Below are 16,804 nucleotides of genomic sequence, written 5' to 3'. Positions count from 1 at the left end.
TCAGACCGCGAGCTCGACCGTGATGTTGCCGCGGGTCGCCTTGGAGTACGGGCAGACCTGGTGGGCCTTCTCGATCAGGCTCTTGGCGGTCTCGGCGTCCACGTTGGGAATGGTCGCCGAGATCTTCACGATGATGCCGAAGCCCTCGTCGTTCTTGCCGATGCCGACCTCGGCGGTGACCGTCGAGCCGGAGACGTCGGCGTTCTCGTTGCGGGCCACGACGCCCAGCGCGCCCTGGAAGCAGGCGCTGTAGCCGGCCGCGAAGAGCTGCTCGGGGTTGGTGCCGGCGCCGGAGCCGCCCATGGCCTTGGGCGGGTTGACGACGACGTCGAGCTGGCCGTCGTCGGTGGCGACACGGCCGTCGCGCCCGTTCTCGGCGGTGGCGACGGCGGTGTACAGGACGTCGGACTGCTGAATCGACATGCTGTTGTCTTCCTTTTTCGTTCGCCGCGACTCGCGCCCACGATCGCGACGGCTGAGGGAAGACTAACGGGTCGCCCGGCGGGCGGGTCGAACTAGCGGGCGATCGAGACGACCATCTTGCCGGTGTTGTCACCGCGGAGCATGCCGAGGAAGGCGTCCACGCCGTTCTCGATGCCCTCGACGAAGGTCTCGCGGTACTTCAGCTCGCCGGAGCGCAGCCAGCCGCCGACCTCCTGGACGAACCGAGGCTGCAGGCCGTAGTGGTCGCCGACGAGGACGCCCTGGAGGCGGAGCCGCTTGCCGATGATCATGGCCATGTTGCGCGGGCCGGGGACCGGCTCGGTGTCGTTGTACTGGGCGATCATGCCGCAGATGGTGGCGCGGCCGTGCACGTTGAGCGTGGAGATCGCGGCTTCCAGGTGGTCGCCGCCGACGTTGTCGAAGTAGACGTCGATGCCGTCCGGGGCGGCCTCGCGGAGCTGGTCCTTGACCGGACCGTTCTTGTAGTTGAAGGCGGCGTCGAAGCCGAGCTCCTCGACGAGCCACTTGACCTTCTCGTCGGAGCCGGCCGAGCCGATGACCCGGGAGGCGCCCCTGAGCTTCGCCATCTGGCCGACCTGGCTGCCGACCGCGCCCGCCGCGCCGGACACGAAGACGGCGTCGCCCTCCTTGAAGGAGGCGACCTCGAAGAGGCCCGCATACGCGGTGAGACCGGTCATGCCGAGCACACCGAGGTACGTGGAGAGCGGGGCGAGCTCCGGGTCGACCTTGGTGGCGTGCTGCGCCGGCACGTCCGCGTACTCGCGCCAGCCGAGGCCGTGCAGGACGTGGTCGCCGACCGCGAAGCCCTCGGCATTGGAGGCGACGACCTCGCCGACCGCGCCGCCGTCCATGGGGTGGTCGAGCTTGAAGGGGGCGATGTACGACTTCACGTCGTTCATCCGGCCGCGCATGTACGGGTCGACCGAGAAGTGCAGGTTGCGCACGAGGATCCGGCCCTCGGCGGGCTCGCCGACCGGCACCTCGCGCAGGGCGAAGTCCGTGGGCACGGGCCAGCCGTGCGGACGGGAGACCAGGTGCCACTCGCGGCTGGACGCGGGAAGGACGGACATCGGCGGGACCTCCAGAAAAGCTTCAGCTACTGAAACAACCATGCTCCTGAATATTTCAGGTTGTCAAGTATCGGAGTACGATGGTGGGCATGCCCGCAACCCCCGCCCCGCGCACGGACCCGCTGACCCTCGAAGTCGTCGAGCTGATCGGCACGGTCGTGGCGCGGTACCACGAGGAGTACGAGGAGGCCGCGGCGGCGCACGCGCTGACCGGCGCGCAGGCGCGCGTGCTCGGCCTGCTCGCCCTGGAGCCCACGCCGATGCGGAAGATCGCCGACAAGCTCAAGTGCGAGCCGTCGAACGTCACGGGGATCATCGACCGCCTGGAGTCCCGCGGGCTGGTCGAGCGCCGCCCCGACCCCGCCGACCGGCGGGTCAAGGTCGCCGCACCCACCGAGGAGGGCCGCGCCACCGCCCGCCGCCTGCGCGAGTCGCTGCGCTTCGCACGCGAGCCGCTGGGCGAGCTCACGGCGGCGGAGCGCACGCTCCTGCGCGACCTGCTGAAGCGGATGCTGGGCGAGGACGCCGAGAACTAGCCGAGGGCGGACCGAGGGCCGGCTGCGGGCCGGCCGGGGCCCAGGGGCTGCCCGGCGGATCGGGGCCTAGACGCACCACCACAGGAAGGGCGTGCAGGTCTTCGTCGGGCTGGGGCTCGGGCTCGGGCTGCCGCTCGGGCCGCCGTCGCCCGGTGCCGGTGTGCCGCTGCGCGGACCGGAGGCCGTGCCGCTCGCGGAGGGCGAGGCGGAACCCGAGGGCGTGCCGGACGGCGTCGCGCCGCCGGGGCTCGCGGTGCCGCTGGGCCCGGGACCGGTCCCGCCGCCCGTACCCGTACCGGAGCCCGTACCCGTACCCGTGCCCGCACCCGTGCCCGCACCGGCTCCCGAGCCGTCCCCCGAGCCGTCCCCCGAGCCGTCGCCACGGCCGGAGCCGCGGGTCGCGTGGCCGCTGCCCTCCGGGCGCGGCGAGCCGGAGTCGACGGGGGCGGGACCGTCGGACGGGCCGGTGGCCTCGGCCGGGGGCGGCGGCGCCGGGTCGAGGGTCGTCCGGGAGACGTCGTCCTCCTGGACGGCGGTGGCCGCGCCGTCGTCGGCCGACGGCTCCAGGGCCGCCTTGGCCAGGGTCAGCGACCCGGCCGCGAGCGCGACGCCGAGCGCGCCGAGCAGCACCGCGCGCCCGCTGCGGGAGCGCGCCCTCCGCCCGCCGCTCTTGCGGCCGCCTCGCTGGTTCTGGCGGCGCGCGGCGGCGCGCCCTCCGGCGGGGCGGGGCGGCTCGACCGGGTCCAGTTCGTAACGGAACTCCGGCGCGACGGGCGGCGGGGTGTCGGCCGGTTCCGTGAGCGCCTGGGGCGGGGAGGACGGGTGGGGGGAGAAGTACCGCAGCTCCTCGGCGGGGGTCCCACAGCCCGCACAGGCCAGGGCGCCGTTGAGATGCCGTCGGCACTGGAGGCAGTAGTCCATGGCGCCCGCAGGCTATGCGGAGGGGTGGGCCCGGCTGAAGGCGCGGAAGTGAGGATCCTGTGAGGAAACCGCAGGTCGGCGGCGTGGCGTCGCGTATCTCCCCGTTCGGGCAGGATGGGCGCATGACCCCTGCCGCCCCCTTTGCGCCGTACGAGTTCCAACTCGTCCTGCTGCGCCGGATGGCCGATCACCAGCCGGGGCTCGTCGAGGACGCGCTGCGCGAACTGGGCGCCACGCGAGCCGGGATGCGCGAGGCGAACAAGCGCTGGCAGGCGTGGGCGCACGCGGGGCGCGGCCCGGGCGAGTTCGACCGCTACCGGCAGGCCCTCGGCGAACCGGAGCGCCGCGAGGCGGCGCCCGGTTTCCCCGGCAGCGAGGCGTGGATCTGGCCGGTGCCGCTCTGGCCCGAGCTGCGCTTCACCGTGCTGGCCGGCCCGCCCCGCCGCACCGTGTGGGCCCGCTCCCTCACCCGCGCCCCCGGCGCCCCCGTACCGCCGCTGCGCACCGCGGCCGATCTGATCCCCTGGCAGGTCACCGCCGACGAACTCTGGCGCGCCACCGAGAACCCCCGCCCCCGCGAGGGCGTCTCCCCCGCCCTCACCCGCCTCGACTTCACCCTCCCCGACGGCACGGAACACGGCGCCGAGTTCGCCTGGGGACTGCTGCAACGCCTGGTGCCACCGCTGGACGCGCGGTAGGGACCCGAGCCCGAACCCACCCCCCGACCTGACTTTCCGTCAGCACAACGGCACCCCCCTGGCGGCTCAGTTCGGCGCGCGCCCGAGCCGGGGCGGCAGGACGATGCGAAGGAAGCAGGAAGCAACCAGCAGGAAGCAAAAAGCACAGGAACGCGCACTCCGCGCCGCCTCGCCGCTCGTGCCAGCACCGCACTTCGGAGGACCGCCGTGACCGTCAGCCTTGAGCAGCTGCGCCGCTGCCATGTCGCCGTCGACCTGGGCGCCGCCCGCACCCGGGTCTTCGTGAAGGGCGCCGGACTCGTCGTCGACGAGCCGTCCGTCGCCGCCGTGAACACCCGCACCGGCGCGCTCATCGCCGTCGGCGCGCTCGCCGAGAAGATGACCGGACGCACCCCTGACTACATCCGGGTGGTCAGACCCGTCTCCGGCGGCACCGTCGTCGACATCGAGATGGCCCAGCGGATGCTCCGTCACCTCCTCGGTGACAAGCTCCGCCGTCAGCTGCGCCGCAAGCCCCGGCTGCGCGCCGCCGCCTGCACCCCGCACGACAGCGATCCGCTCGCCCAGCGCGCGGCCGTGGAGACCCTGGTCGGTCTCGGCGCCCGCCGGGTCGAGCTGGTCGACACCCTGATCGCGGCGGCCGTGGGCTGCGGGCTCCCGGTCGAGCAGCCGACCGCGACCATGATCATGGTGTGCGGGGCGGCCACCACCCAGGTCGCGGTCCTCTCGCTCGGCGCGATCGTCACCGCCGAGCGCATCCCGGTCGGCGGCGACGCCATCGACCACGCGGTCATCCAGCACCTGCGCCACCAGCACGAACTGATGCTGCCGAGCCAGTCGGTCCGACCGCTCCAGGTCGCCCTGCACGGCAACGGCCTGACGCTGCAGGGCCCCACGTTCACCGAGATCCACGGCCGTGACGTCGCCACCGGCCTCGCCCGCTCGGTGACCGTCGACACCGCCGCCGTGCGCCATGCCATCCAGACCCCGCTCACCGCCGTCCTCGACGGCATCGGCAAGATCCTCCGCGACTGCCCGCCCGACCTGGTGGCCGACCTCGCCGACCGCGGCATCATGATGGTCGGCGGCAGCGCCCTGCTGCCGGGCCTCGACCAGATGCTGCGCGAGGCGACCGGCATGCCCGTGCACATCGCCGAACGGCCGGACGTCTGCGCCGTGCTCGGGCTCGGCGCGATGCTGGAGGGCCGGGTCCAGTCGCTGGTCCTCGACCCGCTGGCCGAGGACCGCCCGGCCGAGGACCGCTCGGCGGAGGACCGGCTGGCCGGGGACCGCCTGGCGGGAGACCGTCCGGTGGGAGACCGCCTGACGGAGGACCGGCTGACCGGGGACCGGCTGGGGGAGGGCGAGTAGCCCCGCCCCGCCCGTCCTCACGAGGCCAGGTCAGGTCGTTTTGTACGACGATGAGACCGTGTCGATCACGGGTGCGGGCGCCGGAACCGGGGACGAGCCGGAACCGCGCCTGCCCATGCTCCTCGACGCCGTCCTCGGCGTCGGCAGCGAACTCGAACTCCACGCCACCCTGCGGCACATCGTGGAGACCGCCACCGCGCTGACCGGCGCCCGCCACGGCACGCTCGGGGTCCTCGACCCCGAGCGCGGCCGCGTCACCGAGCTGTTCACCTGCGGCGAGCCCGAGGACGGTGCCGTCCCGCGGCCCGCCCTCGACGTGCCCATCCGCGTCCACACCGAGGTCTTCGGACACCTCCACCTCACCGACAAGGAGAGCGGCGCCTTCACCGAGGCGGACCTCGCCCTGCTCCGGGTCCTCGCCTCCCAGGCCGGCATCGCCATCGGCAACGCGCGCCTCTACGAGACCGCCCGCCAGCGCGAGCGCTGGATCGAGGGCGCCGCCGCCGTCACCACCGCCCTCCTCGCCGGAAGACCGGCCGAGGACGCCCTGACGACCGTCGCCGAACGGGCCAGACTGCTCGCCGACGCCTCCGCCGGTGTCGTCCTCCAGCCCACCGCCGAGGGCGGCATGGAGATCGTCGCCGCCTCCACCCAGGACGACCCCGGCGACCTCGTCGGCACCACGATCGCACCCGGCTCCCCCGTCCTGGTCCAGCTGCTCGGCGGCGAGCCGGTGTTCATCGAGGACTCGGCGACCGACCCCCGGATGACCACGCACGTACGCAGCCGGTTCGGGCCGTCGATGATGCTGCCGCTGCAGAGCGGCGGGAAGCTCATCGGCACCCTCGCGCTGCCCCGCCGCCGCGGCGGCCGCCCGTACACCGCCGTCGACCGGCTGCTCGCCTCCCAGTTCGCCTCCCAGGCGGCACTCGCCCTCGTCCTCGCCGACGCGCAAGCCGACCGCGAGCGGCTCGCCGTCTACGAGGACCGCGACCGGATCGCCCGCGACCTGCACGACCTCGTGGTCCAACGCCTCTTCGCCACCGAGATGATGCTGGAGTCCACCCGCCGCCGGGCCGCCGTGCACGAGGTGGACGCGCTGCTCGGGCGGGCCGTGGACGAGCTGGACTCGACGATCCAGGAGGTCCGCACCACGATCTTCGCGCTCCAGCAGCCGCCCGCCGACGCCCCGGCCTCCTTCCGCGGCCGGGTCCTGCGCGAGACCGGCGGCGCGGCCGCGCTGCTCGGCTTCCAGCCGTCCGTGCACTTCTCCGGCGCCGTCGACACCCTCGCCGAAGGGGACGCCGGAGCGGACCGGTTGCTGGCGGCGCTGCGCGGCGCACTCGCCTCGGCCCACCGGCGGCCGGGCGTCGGGGCCGTGACGGTCGAGGTGAGCGCGGGCGCGGGCGCGGGCGCGGGCGCGGGCGCGGATGCGGACGGGGGCGGGAGCGCGGGCCGGGGCGGGGGCGCGGAGGGGCTGCGGCTGCGGGTCACGGACGACGGGCGGCCGCCGACCGTGGTGACGTGGCCGTGAGAGTCGTACACGAGCCCCGTACGGAGCAGTCCCGGACGGAGCAGTCCCGGACGGAGTAGTCCCGCGCGCCCGGTCCGCGTTCCCGATCTTGACTGAGGACGTGGACACCGAAGCGAAGATCCCCGCGGAGAAGCTCCCCACCGAGAAGATCCCCGCGGCCGCCTACCGCAACCTCGTCATGGCCACGGTCGGCTTCACGCTCACCTTCTGGGCCTGGAACCTCATCTCGCCGCTCGGCAGCTGGTACGGCGACCGCCTCTCGCTCAGCTCCTTCCAGCAGTCGCTGCTCGTCGCGGTCCCCGTCCTGGTCGGCTCCCTCGGCCGGATCCCGGCCGGGGCGCTCACCGACCGGTACGGCGCCAGGCTGATGTTCCCGCTGGTGTCGGCGCTGACGATCGTGCCCGTGCTGCTCCTGATCGTCGTGAAGGACAGTTACGGCCTGATGCTGGTCGTGGCGTTCCTGCTGGGCCTCGGCGGCACCACGTTCGCGATCGGCGTGCCCCTGGTCAACTCGTGGTTCCCGCCGGTCAAGCGCGGTTTCGCGCTCGGGGTCTTCGGCATGGGCATGGGCGGCGTGGCGCTCTCCGGCTACTTCACCCCGCGGATCGCCGAGCACGGCGAGAACCTGCCGTTCGTCGTGGTCGCCGTCGCGCTCGCCACGTACGCCGCCCTCGCCGCGCTGCTCCTCGCCGACCGCCCCGGCCGGCGCGTCCCCTCGGCCTCCCTCGGCCACCGCCTGGGCCAGGCCGGGCGGTTGCGGGTCACCTGGGAGCTGTCCGCGCTGTACGCGATCGGCTTCGGCGGCATCGTCGCGTTCGGCGTCTACCTCCCCACGTACCTGAAGACCTGGTACGAACTCGACCCGACCGACGCGGGCACCAAGGCCGCCGGGTTCGCCCTGGTGACGGTCGTCTTCCGGCCCTTCGGCGGCTGGCTCTCGGACCGGATCCACCCGGCTCTGGTCACGGCCGCCGCGCTCGGGGTCGTCGCGCTCCTCGCCGTCGTCCAGGCCTTCGACCCGCCGCTCGCCCCGGGCGGCGCGACCGCCCTGCTCGTCATGGCGGCGGGCCTCGGCACCACGTCCGGCTCGGTCTTCGCGCTGGTCTCGCAGGTCACCCCGCAGCCCCGGGTCGGCAGCGTCACCGGCATCGTCGGCGCCATGGGCGGGCTCGGCGGCTTCGTGCCCCCGCTCGTCATGGGCGCGATCTACAGCACCAAGGGCTCGTACTCGATCGGCTTCATGCTGCTGTCCGACCTGGCGCTCGCCGGGTGCGTGTACGCGTACGGGCGGATGCGGACCGTCCGCCCCGACGGCGACACGCCCGCGCCCGACGTGAGCAAGGTCGCAGCACACCGGCCCTGACGGCTGGGCAGAATGCGCCCATGAGTGCCCTGTTCCCGGCCCTGCGGGCCGCGACCGACCGGCCCGCCCTGCGGTTCGGCGCGGAGACGTTGACCTACGACCGGCTGGCGCGGGCCGCCGGAACCCTGGCGGCCCGGCTCGCGGGCCCCTGGAACGTCGCCGTCTGGGCCACGCCGACGCCGGAGACGGCGGTCGCGGTGGTGGCGGCCCTGCTCGCCGGGGTGCCGGTGATCCCGCTGAACCCGCGGATCGGCTCGCGCGAGCTGCACCACATCCTCGGCGACAGCCGGCCGGGCGCGGTGCTCGCCGGGGCGGGGGACGAACTGCCCCGCGAGATGGCGGGCCTGACGAGGATCGACGTCGACGTACGGGCGCCGGGGCGGCGGCAGGCGAAGGAGGCGGTGACGGATCCGGAAGCCCCCGCCCTGATCGTCTACACCTCCGGCACCACCGGCCCGCCCAAGGGCGTCGTGCTCTCCCGGCGGGCCGTCGCCGCCTCCCTCGACGCCCTCGCGGCCGCCTGGGCGTGGACCGGCGACGACGTCCTCGTGCACGGCCTTCCCCTCTTCCACGTGCACGGCCTGGTCCTCGGCGTCCTCGGCCCGCTGCGGCGCGGCGGCGAGGTGCGGCACCTGGGCGGCTTCTCCGTCGAGGGCGTCGCGAAGGAGCTGGGCGACGGCGGCGGGACGATGCTGTTCGGCGTACCGACCATGTACCACCGCCTCGCCGAGGCCCTCCCCCACGAGCCCGCGCTCGTCCGGGCGCTGACGGCGGCGCGGCTGCTCGTCTCCGGTTCGGCGGCGCTGCCGGTGCACGACCACGAGCGGATCACGGCGGCGACGGGGCGGACGGTCATCGAGCGGTACGGCATGACGGAGACCCTGATGCTGTGTTCTCTGGGGGTCGCCCCCCGGACCCCCGCCTCCGTGCCCGTCGGCTCGGGCCCGCGCCCGGGGTCGGTGGGCCTGCCGCTCGACGGCGTCGAACTGCGCCTGGTGGAGGAGGACGGCTCGGTCCTCGGCCCGGCTGCCTACGACGGCGAGACGGTCGGCGAGATCCAGGTGCGCGGCCCGAACCTCTTCACCGAGTACCTGAACCGGCCGGACGCGACGGCCGCGGCCTTCACGGCGGACGGCTGGTTCCGTACCGGGGACATGGCGATCCGGGAGCCCGACGGCTATGTCCGGATCGTCGGCCGCAAGGCCACCGACCTCATCAAGAGCGGCGGCTACAAGATCGGCGCGGGCGAGATCGAGAACGCGCTCCTGGACCATCCGGGCGTGCGCGAGGCGGCGGTGACCGGCGCCCCGGACCCGGACCTGGGCGAGCGGATCGTGGCCTGGGTCGTCCCGGCCGAGCCGGCTGACCCGCCGTCCGCCGAGGCCCTCGCCGACCACGTGGCCGCGCTCCTCGCCCCGCACAAGCGCCCGCGCGAGGTGCGGTACCTGGAGGCGCTGCCCCGCAACGACATGGGCAAGATCCTGAAGAAGGCGCTCCGTGACCGGGGCTGAGCGGCGGCCGGCGCGGGCCTGGATCGCCCTGGTCACGGACGAGTTCGCGCCGGCGGCCGGGCCGCCGCGGGCGGACGACGACTGGCTCCCGGAGGACGACGGACGCGAGCCGGCGGACGACTGGACACCGGAGGAGGAGCCGAAGGCGCCGCTCGTCGCCGACGGGCCGATCGGCTGGGCCGGTTACGACGCCTCCCGCGCCCGGGCCGCCGAACGCACCGGCGCGGACGAGTCGGTCCTCTACGGCACGGCGCGCATCGGCGGGCACCCCTGCGTCCTCGTCGTCTTCGAGTTCGGCTTCCTGGGCGGCTCGCTGGGCCGGGCGGCCGGTGACCGGCTCGTCGCCGCGTTCCGCACGGCGGCCGAGCGCCGGCTGCCGCTGGTGTCGCTCGTGGCGACCGGCGGCAGTCGCATGCAGGAGGGCATGATCGCCCTCACCCAGCTCCAGCGCGTCGCCGCCGCCTCCGTCCGCCTGCGCGCCGCCGGCCTCCCCCACCTCGCCGTCCTCCGCGACCCCACCACCGGCGGCGGCTGGGCCACCCTCGGCGCCGCCGCCGACCTCGTCCTCGCCCTCCCCACCGCCCAGGTCGCCTTCGCGGGCTCCCGCGTCCGGCCCGCACACGCCGACCCGGCCGCCTACACGGCGGAGGACCAGCACGCCCACGGCCACGTGGACGCGCTCGTCGCCCCGGAGCACCTGCGGGAGACCCTGGCGCAGTGGCTCCGCCTGCTGTCGCCGCGGCAGGCCGACCCGGCTGCGAGCGAGGTCGCAGTCGCCGACGCGCGCCCCGACGCGGCGCCGTCCGAAGGCCGGGCGGCTGACGCGGCCGGCCAGGCCGGTGAAGGCCGAGTGGCCGACCCCGCGTCCGCTCCCCCGCCCTCCGCCCTCCGTGACCTTCCCCTCCCCCTCACCGGCTGGGACGCCGTGCTCCGTGCCCGGGAGGCCGGCCGGCCGCGCGCCGGCGCGTATCTCGACGCGTACTTCGAGACGCGCGCCGCCATCAGCGGGGACCGGGCCGGTGGGGTGGATGCCGGGGTGGAGTGCGGGTTCGGGGTGCGGCCGGGCGGGCAGGTGGTGGCGTACGCGGCGCAGTCGGGCGGGGCGACGCGGCCGGCCGGGTTCCGGACCGTGGCGCGGCTGATCGGTATGGCCGACCGGCTGGGGATCCCGGTGCTGACGCTGATCGACACGCCGGGCGCGGCCAACGACGCCGAGGCGGAGCGGGCCGGGGCGGGCCCGGCCATCGCGGAGGTGTTCGGGGCGATCGCCGGGGCGCGGACGCCCGTGACCTCGCTGCTCGTCGGTGAGGGCGGTTCGGGCGGGGCGCTGGCGCTGGCCGCGCCGGGCAACACATGGGTGACGCCGGACGGCTACTTCTCGGTGATCGCGCCGGAGTTGGCCGCGCAGATCCTGAAGCGGACGCCGGAGCAGGTGCCGGAGACGGCCGGTCAGCTCCGGCTGCGGCCGCAGGACCTGGTGGACCTCGGCGTCGCGCGCGGGATCGTCGGGCCCGGGCAAGGCCCGGGACAGCACGAAGCCCCCTCGGGGTGAGGGGGCTTCGCGGTGGCTCAGGCCATCGTCAGCCGCCGATTCCCTGACAGACGCTGAAGTCCTCGCAGACGACGACCGCGCTGGTCACGACCGTCACGTCGGAGCCATCGGAGTCATCGTCGTAACCGTGGGCGAGGGCGGTGCCCGAGCCCGCGAGGACGACGGCGGCGGCCAGGGCGGCCGTGGCGATGAACTTGCGCATGAAAACCTCCTGACGAGCGGAGTTGCTCATGGGGAGCCTGTCCGGGGCATAGGTCCGCGGCAAGCGCACGCGCCCTGGTCAGGCTCCGGGATGACCCGTTCGGCGGGGGCGCTGTTACGTCCGGCCCGCTTCGCGCCCCCGCCCGGGCTACGGCGTCGGGTTGCGTCCGTCGTAGCGGCGGAAGCCCTTCCCGTACAGCGCGAGCAGGCCGATCGCGAGCACACAGGCGAGGCCGCCGCCGGTGATGGCCACGGCCGGGGAGGTGAGGTCGGCGACGGTTCCGGCGAGGAAGTCGCCGAGCCGGGGGCCGCCCGCGACGACCACGATGAACACGCCCTGGAGCCGCCCGCGCATCTCGTCCGGCGCCGCGACCTGCATCATCGTGTTGCGGAAGATCATCGAGACGGTGTCGGAGTAGCCGGCGACGGCGAGCAGCAGCAGCCCGAGCCACAGGTTGCGGGTGAGTCCGAAGACCGCGATGGCGGTGCCCCAGGTGGCGACGGCAAGCAGCACCGCCTGGCCGTGGTGGTGGATCCGGCCCTGCCAGCCGGAGAGGACGCCGCCGAGGAGCGCGCCGAACGCCGGCGCGGCGACGAGGAGTCCGGTGGTGCGGGCGTCGCCGTCGTACCAGAGCGCGGCGACCGCCGGGAAGAGCGCCCGCGGGTGGGCGAGGATCATCGCGCAGAAGTCGGAGAAGAACGTCATGCGCAGGTTGGGGCGGGTGGCGAGGAAGCGCAGCCCGTCGAGCACCGAGGCGCGCGCCGCGCCGGCGCCGTCGACGCGCTCGGGCAGCATCGAGGGCAGCCGCCACATCGCGTAGAGGGAGGCGGAGAAGGCGATCGCGTCGATGAGGTACGCGGCCTGGTAGCCGGCGAGGCCGACGACGACGCCGCCGAGGCTCGGTCCGACGAGCGTGCCGAAGGTCATGGTCATCGAGTTGAGCGCGTTGGCGGCGCGCAGCTGCTCGGCGGGCAGCAGCCGGGGGATCATCGAGCTGCGGGCGGGCGCGTTGAGCGCGGCGCAGACGGCCTGGAGCGCGACGATCCCGTACAGGAACCAGACGCGGTGGAAGCCGGCGAACGCGGCCGTGGCGAGCGCGGCGGAGAGCACGGCGAGGCCGGTGGAGCTGGCGAGGCCGAGCCTGCGCCGGTCGACGGTGTCGGCGATGGCGCCGCCGTACAGCCCGAAGACGACGAGCGGGACGAGCGAGAACAGCCCGACGAGGCCGACCGAGAACGGCGAGCGGGTGATGTCGTACACCTGGAGCGAGATCGCCAGGGTGGTCATGCCCTGGCCGACCCAGGTGACGGAGTTGCCGAACCAGAGGCGGCGGTAGTCGGCGGAGGTGCGCAGCGGGGTGAGGTCGGCGAAGAGCCTGCGTTCCTTGGGCTCGGCCGCCTGGGTGGCGCTCACGCGGCGTCGGCCGTGACGGTGAGGTCCCAGCGGAGCTCGGGGCGGGCCCAGTGGATGCGCCCGGCGGGCTGGACGGTGCCGGTGCGGCGGGCTCCGGTGCGCACGTAGAACTCCTCGGCGGGCGGGTGGGCCACGACCCGTATGGAGTCGAGCCCGGCGGCCCGGCCCTGCGCGGCCATGTGCGCCATGAGCATCCGGCCGATGCCGAGGCCCTGGGCCTCGTCGGCGACGAAGGCGAGGTCGAGCTCGGCCTCGTCGAGGAGGAGGGCGTAGAAGCCGAGGACGCGGCCTTCGGCGTCCACGGCGACGTAGACGGGGTGGTGCTCGATGTACGAACCGCCGACCTGGTAGCCGTCGACCATGGCGGCGTATTCGCCGGCGTAGGCGGAGGAGGTCCGGACGAGCCGGCTGAGCCGCTTGGAGTCGGCGGCGGTGGCGCGCCGCAGGGTGATGTCGTCGGGCATGGCCCGAGTATAGGACCGCACCTGTCACCGGGTCCTTACATTTAGATGTCGGATGCAGGAACCGCCCGCACGTCCGCTCCGCCATCCGCCCCGGCGCCCACTTCGGCGTCCGCCCCGCCGCCCGTTTCGGCGTCCGCCCCGACACAGCGCGCCACGTCGTCCGGGTCGACGGCGTCGAGCCGGGCGGCGAGGGCGTGGATCCGGTCCCGCAGCTCCTGGATCTCCGCGAGGTCGAGCCCGGTCGCGGCGGCGATCCCGCGCGGCACCCCGAGGGCCTTCTCGCGCAGCGCGGCACCCTCGGCGGTGACCCGCACGGTGACGGAGCGCTCGTCCTCGGCGCTGCGCCGGCGTTCGACGTAGCCGGCCGCCTCAAGGCGCTTCAGCAGCGGGGACAGGGTGCCGGAGTCGAGCCGGAGCCGCTCACCGATGCCCTTGACGGGCAGCTCGCCGTGCTCCCAGAGCACGAGCATCACCAGGTACTGCGGGTAGGTGAGGCCGAGCTCCTTGAGCGCGCCGCGATAGACGCCGTTGAAGGCGCGGGAGGCGGCGTGCAGGGAGAAGCAGATCTGGTTGTCGAGCTTGAGGAAGTCCTCGTCCATGGTTCCCAGGGTACGGGAGAGGCGCATCACACCCGATTAAGTTGTGCCCAACTCAATAGCGCGCTACAAATGAAGGCAGGACAGCACGACCCGGCACGACCGCCCGAACTCGCCCCTCCGAGAGGAACGGAAGAACCCATGGACGCCATCTACACCGCCGTCGCCACCGCCAACGGCCGCGAGGGCCGCGCCGTCAGCTCCGACGGCCGCCTCGACCTCCCGCTCGCCCACCCGGTGGCCCTCGGCGGCAACGGCGAGGGCACCAACCCCGAGCAGCTCTTCGCCGCCGGCTACGCGGCCTGCTTCGCCAGCGCCATGGGCGTCGTCGCCCGCCAGGAGAAGATCGACATCTCCGACGCCTCCATCACCGCCGAGGTCTCCATCGGCAAGGACGCCGCCGACGGCGGCTTCGGCCTGGCGGTCGTGATGCGCGCCGAGTTCCCGGAGCACCTGCAGGGCGAGGCCGGCACGGCACTCCTGGAGAAGACGCACGCGTTCTGCCCGTACTCGAAGGCGACGCGGGGCAACATCAAGGTGGAGCTGGTCGTCGAGTAGGTGACCGACGCGCCCTCCGGCGTGGCTTTCTGAGGATTTCCGACGCCCTCGGTGGAGTTCCCTCCACCGGGGGCGTTCGGTTGTGAGTTTTCACGTTCGGGCACGAGGGGTTCGCCTGCCGTACGACGGGCAGTCATGGAGCGGCCGCCGGGCGGTGGTTCGAGGGCGCTCTCCTTGGGGCGCTCGTCGCCGGCCCCGGCCGGCCACCGCACGCGCACCCGCATCCGCTCCCATCCCGGAGGGCAACTCCCCCATGGCCGACCTCAATCGTCGCCGGTTCCTGCAACTGGCGGGCGGCACCGCCGCGTTCACCATGCTGTCCGACAGCATCGCGCGCGCCGCGTCCATACCCGCGCAGGGCGCGACCGGCACCATCCAGGACATCGAGCACATCGTGGTCCTGATGCAGGAGAACCGTTCCTTCGACCACTACTTCGGCGCCATGAAGGGCGTGCGCGGCTTCGGCGACCCGCGCCCGGTGACGCTGCCCAGCGGCAAGCCCGTCTGGTACCAGTCGGACGGCAAGACGGAGACGCTGCCCTTCCGTCCGTCGAGCGACAAGCTCGGCATGGAGTACCTGCAGGGGCTCAACCACGACTGGGCGGGCGGCCAGAGCGCGTACAACAAGGGCAAGTACGACAACTGGGTGCCCGCCAAGACCAAGGCCACGATGGCCCACCTCACCCGCGAGGACATCCCGTTCCACTACGCGCTCGCCGACGCGTTCACCATCTGCGACGCGTACCACTGCTCGTTCATCGGCGCGACCGACCCCAACCGCTACTACATGTGGACCGGCTACGTCGGCAACGACGGCACCGGCGGCGGCCCGGTGCTCAACAACGCCGAGGCGGGCTACGGCTGGACCACGTACCCCGAGCGCCTGGAGGCGGCGGGCGTCTCCTGGAAGGTCTACCAGGACATCGGCGACGGCCTGAACGCCGGCGGCTCGTGGGGCTGGATCAACGACGCCTTCCGCGGCAACTACGGCGACAACTCGCTGCTCTACTTCAACAACTACCGGGGCGCGCAGCCCGGCAACCCGCTCTACGACAAGGCCCGCACCGGCACGAACGCCAAGGCGGGCGAGGGCTACTTCGACCAGCTGCGCGCCGACGTGCAGGCCGGCCGGCTGCCCCAGGTCTCCTGGATCGCGGCGCCCGAGGCGTTCTCCGAGCACGCCAACTGGCCCGCGAACTACGGCGCCTGGTACATCGCGCAGGTCCTCGACGCGCTGACCTCCAACCCGGACGTGTGGGCGCGGACGGCGCTGTTCATCACGTACGACGAGAACGACGGCTTCTTCGACCACGTGGTGCCGCCGTACGTGCCGGGCTCGGCCGCGCAGGGCCTGTCCACCGTCTCCACGACGCTGGACTACTTCCCCGGGAAGACGGGATACGTGGCCGGTCCGTACGGCCTCGGCCCGCGCGTCCCGATGATCGTCGTCTCGCCGTGGTCGACCGGCGGCTACACCTGCTCCGAGACCTTCGACCACACCTCGGTCATCCGCTTCATGGAGAACCGCTTCGGCGTGCGCGAGCCCAACATCTCGCCGTGGCGCCGGGCCATCTGCGGCGACCTGACCTCCGCCTTCGACTTCTCCCAGACGCAGACCCAGCCGGCCGCGCTGCCCTCCACGGCCGGCTACTACCCGCCGGACCAGAACCGCCACCCCGACTTCCTGGCCACCGCCCCGGCCGTCGGCACCATGCCCCGCCAGGAGCCGGGCGCCAAGCCGACCCGCCCGCTCGCCTACGCTCCGTACGTCGACGGCGCCGCCGACACCACCGCCGGCACCTACCGCCTCACCTTCAGCGGCGGCCCGGCGGCGGGCGCGCAGTTCTACGTCACCTCGGCGAACCGCACGGACGCGCCGTGGACGTACACGGCCGAGGCGAACAAGTCGATCGCGGACACCTGGAACACCAAGTACTCCAGGTCCCTCACCGACCTCACCGTGCACGGCCCCAACGGCTTCCTGCGCCGCTTCCGCTCCCCCGGCAAGACCGCCGTCCCCGAGGTCAGGGCCCGCCACAACGCCGCCACCGGCGACCTCGACCTGACCTTCACGAACGCGGGCACCACGGCCACGGTGACGGTCACCAACGCCTACGGCGGCAGCCCGGTGACCCTGTCCGTCGCGAAGGGCGCGACGGTCACGTACACCGTCCCGCTCTCCGCCTCCGCCCGCTGGTACGACGTCACCGTCACGTCCTCCGCCACCACGGACTACCTCCGCCGCCTGGCGGGCCACGTGGAGACGGGCGCGGCGGGCACGACGGACCCGGGCATCCTCACGTACTGACCTGCTGACCTGCTGACGCACTGACGTACTGACGTACTGACGTACTGACGGCAGGCAAGCCGCCGGTGCGGACGAGCGCGCGCACTCGTCCGCACCGGTACCCCCGTTCCGCTCCTCCTCTTCCCCCCTTCGGGGGGGGGGCCCGCCCCCCCCCGGCGGGGGGGGGGGGCCCCCCCGACCACCCCCCGCCCCGGGCCCCCGGCCCGTACGGCCGCGTCGATGCGGTCGTCGAGCATCGTGCC

16 protein-coding genes are annotated in these 16,804 nt (G+C 73.8%); 9 read left to right on the top strand and 7 right to left on the bottom strand.

The features are described from left to right. Together ACWEJX_RS30480 and ACWEJX_RS30475 are read right to left on the bottom strand one after the other, a co-directional pair. A complete protein-coding gene (locus ACWEJX_RS30480) occupies positions 1 to 423 on the bottom strand; it encodes an organic hydroperoxide resistance protein (RefSeq protein ID WP_190156521.1) in 423 nt (140 codons plus the stop codon). A gap of 92 nt (positions 424 to 515) precedes the next feature. Beyond that, positions 516 to 1,535: an NADP-dependent oxidoreductase gene (locus ACWEJX_RS30475; protein ID WP_451610645.1), complete on the bottom strand. Its 1,020-nt coding sequence runs from the start codon at positions 1,533 to 1,535 to the stop codon at positions 516 to 518. An 89-nt stretch (positions 1,536 to 1,624) separates the two neighbouring features. Between ACWEJX_RS30475 and ACWEJX_RS30470 the strand changes: the two genes are divergently transcribed. Then, positions 1,625 to 2,071: a MarR family winged helix-turn-helix transcriptional regulator gene (locus ACWEJX_RS30470; protein ID WP_451610644.1), complete on the top strand. Its 447-nt coding sequence runs from the start codon at positions 1,625 to 1,627 to the stop codon at positions 2,069 to 2,071. Positions 2,072 to 2,137: 66 nt separating this feature from the next. Here ACWEJX_RS30470 and ACWEJX_RS30465 read toward each other — a convergent pair whose 3' ends face one another. Then, positions 2,138 to 2,992, bottom strand: coding sequence for an SCO2400 family protein (locus ACWEJX_RS30465; RefSeq protein ID WP_451610643.1), 855 nt, complete (start codon positions 2,990 to 2,992; stop codon positions 2,138 to 2,140). A gap of 122 nt (positions 2,993 to 3,114) precedes the next feature. Here ACWEJX_RS30465 and ACWEJX_RS30460 point away from each other — a divergent pair, with 122 nt between their 5' ends. From ACWEJX_RS30460 to ACWEJX_RS30435, 6 genes are all read left to right on the top strand, one after another. Further along, on the top strand, positions 3,115 to 3,690 hold the full coding sequence (locus ACWEJX_RS30460) for a hypothetical protein (protein WP_451610642.1): 576 nt from the start codon (positions 3,115 to 3,117) through the stop codon (positions 3,688 to 3,690). A 207-nt stretch (positions 3,691 to 3,897) separates the two neighbouring features. Further along, entirely contained in the window at positions 3,898 to 5,061 is a 1,164-nt protein-coding gene (gene mreB / locus ACWEJX_RS30455) for a rod shape-determining protein MreB (RefSeq protein WP_451610641.1), read from the top strand. A 115-nt stretch (positions 5,062 to 5,176) separates the two neighbouring features. Continuing rightward, positions 5,177 to 6,595: a GAF domain-containing protein gene (locus ACWEJX_RS30450; protein WP_451610658.1), complete on the top strand. Its 1,419-nt coding sequence runs from the start codon at positions 5,177 to 5,179 to the stop codon at positions 6,593 to 6,595. 178 nt (positions 6,596 to 6,773) lie between these two features. Next, a complete protein-coding gene (locus tag ACWEJX_RS30445) occupies positions 6,774 to 7,958 on the top strand; it encodes an MFS transporter (RefSeq protein ID WP_451610657.1) in 1,185 nt (394 codons plus the stop codon). Between the two features lie 20 nt (positions 7,959 to 7,978). Next, a complete protein-coding gene (locus tag ACWEJX_RS30440) occupies positions 7,979 to 9,469 on the top strand; it encodes an acyl-CoA synthetase (protein WP_451610640.1) in 1,491 nt (496 codons plus the stop codon). After that, positions 9,456 to 11,021: a carboxyl transferase domain-containing protein gene (locus tag ACWEJX_RS30435; protein ID WP_451610639.1), complete on the top strand. Its 1,566-nt coding sequence runs from the start codon at positions 9,456 to 9,458 to the stop codon at positions 11,019 to 11,021. Before ACWEJX_RS30440 ends, ACWEJX_RS30435 begins: the two co-directional genes overlap by 14 nt. Before the next feature lie 28 nt (positions 11,022 to 11,049). Here the strand turns inward: ACWEJX_RS30435 and ACWEJX_RS30430 are convergent, their stop codons facing one another. The 4 genes from ACWEJX_RS30430 to ACWEJX_RS30415 all read right to left on the bottom strand — a co-directional run bounded on the left by ACWEJX_RS30430 (position 11,050) and on the right by ACWEJX_RS30415 (position 13,726). Then, entirely contained in the window at positions 11,050 to 11,223 is a 174-nt protein-coding gene (locus ACWEJX_RS30430; protein ID WP_451610638.1) for a hypothetical protein, read from the bottom strand. A 147-nt stretch (positions 11,224 to 11,370) separates the two neighbouring features. Continuing rightward, positions 11,371 to 12,636 carry an MFS transporter gene (locus tag ACWEJX_RS30425; RefSeq protein ID WP_451610637.1) on the bottom strand — a complete coding sequence of 422 codons (1,266 nt, stop codon included), beginning with the start codon at positions 12,634 to 12,636 and terminating at the stop codon, positions 11,371 to 11,373. After that, on the bottom strand, positions 12,633 to 13,100 hold the full coding sequence (locus ACWEJX_RS30420; RefSeq protein ID WP_451610636.1) for an N-acetyltransferase family protein: 468 nt from the start codon (positions 13,098 to 13,100) through the stop codon (positions 12,633 to 12,635). Before ACWEJX_RS30420 ends, ACWEJX_RS30425 begins: the two co-directional genes overlap by 4 nt. 41 nt (positions 13,101 to 13,141) lie before the next feature. Next, positions 13,142 to 13,726 carry a MarR family winged helix-turn-helix transcriptional regulator gene (locus tag ACWEJX_RS30415; protein ID WP_451610635.1) on the bottom strand — a complete coding sequence of 195 codons (585 nt, stop codon included), beginning with the start codon at positions 13,724 to 13,726 and terminating at the stop codon, positions 13,142 to 13,144. A 111-nt stretch (positions 13,727 to 13,837) separates the two neighbouring features. Between ACWEJX_RS30415 and ACWEJX_RS30410 the strand changes: the two genes are divergently transcribed. Then, entirely contained in the window at positions 13,838 to 14,254 is a 417-nt protein-coding gene (locus ACWEJX_RS30410) for an organic hydroperoxide resistance protein (protein ID WP_403793202.1), read from the top strand. Positions 14,255 to 14,507: 253 nt separating this feature from the next. Next, positions 14,508 to 16,562, top strand: coding sequence for a phosphocholine-specific phospholipase C (locus tag ACWEJX_RS30405; RefSeq protein ID WP_451610634.1), 2,055 nt, complete (start codon positions 14,508 to 14,510; stop codon positions 16,560 to 16,562). Positions 16,563 to 16,804: the final 242 nt, after the last annotated feature.

This window comes from Streptomyces sp. NPDC004788 (assembly GCF_053601115.1).
The sequence above is the reverse complement of the archived record's forward strand: the minus strand, read 5'-3'. Positions and strand labels throughout refer to the sequence as shown.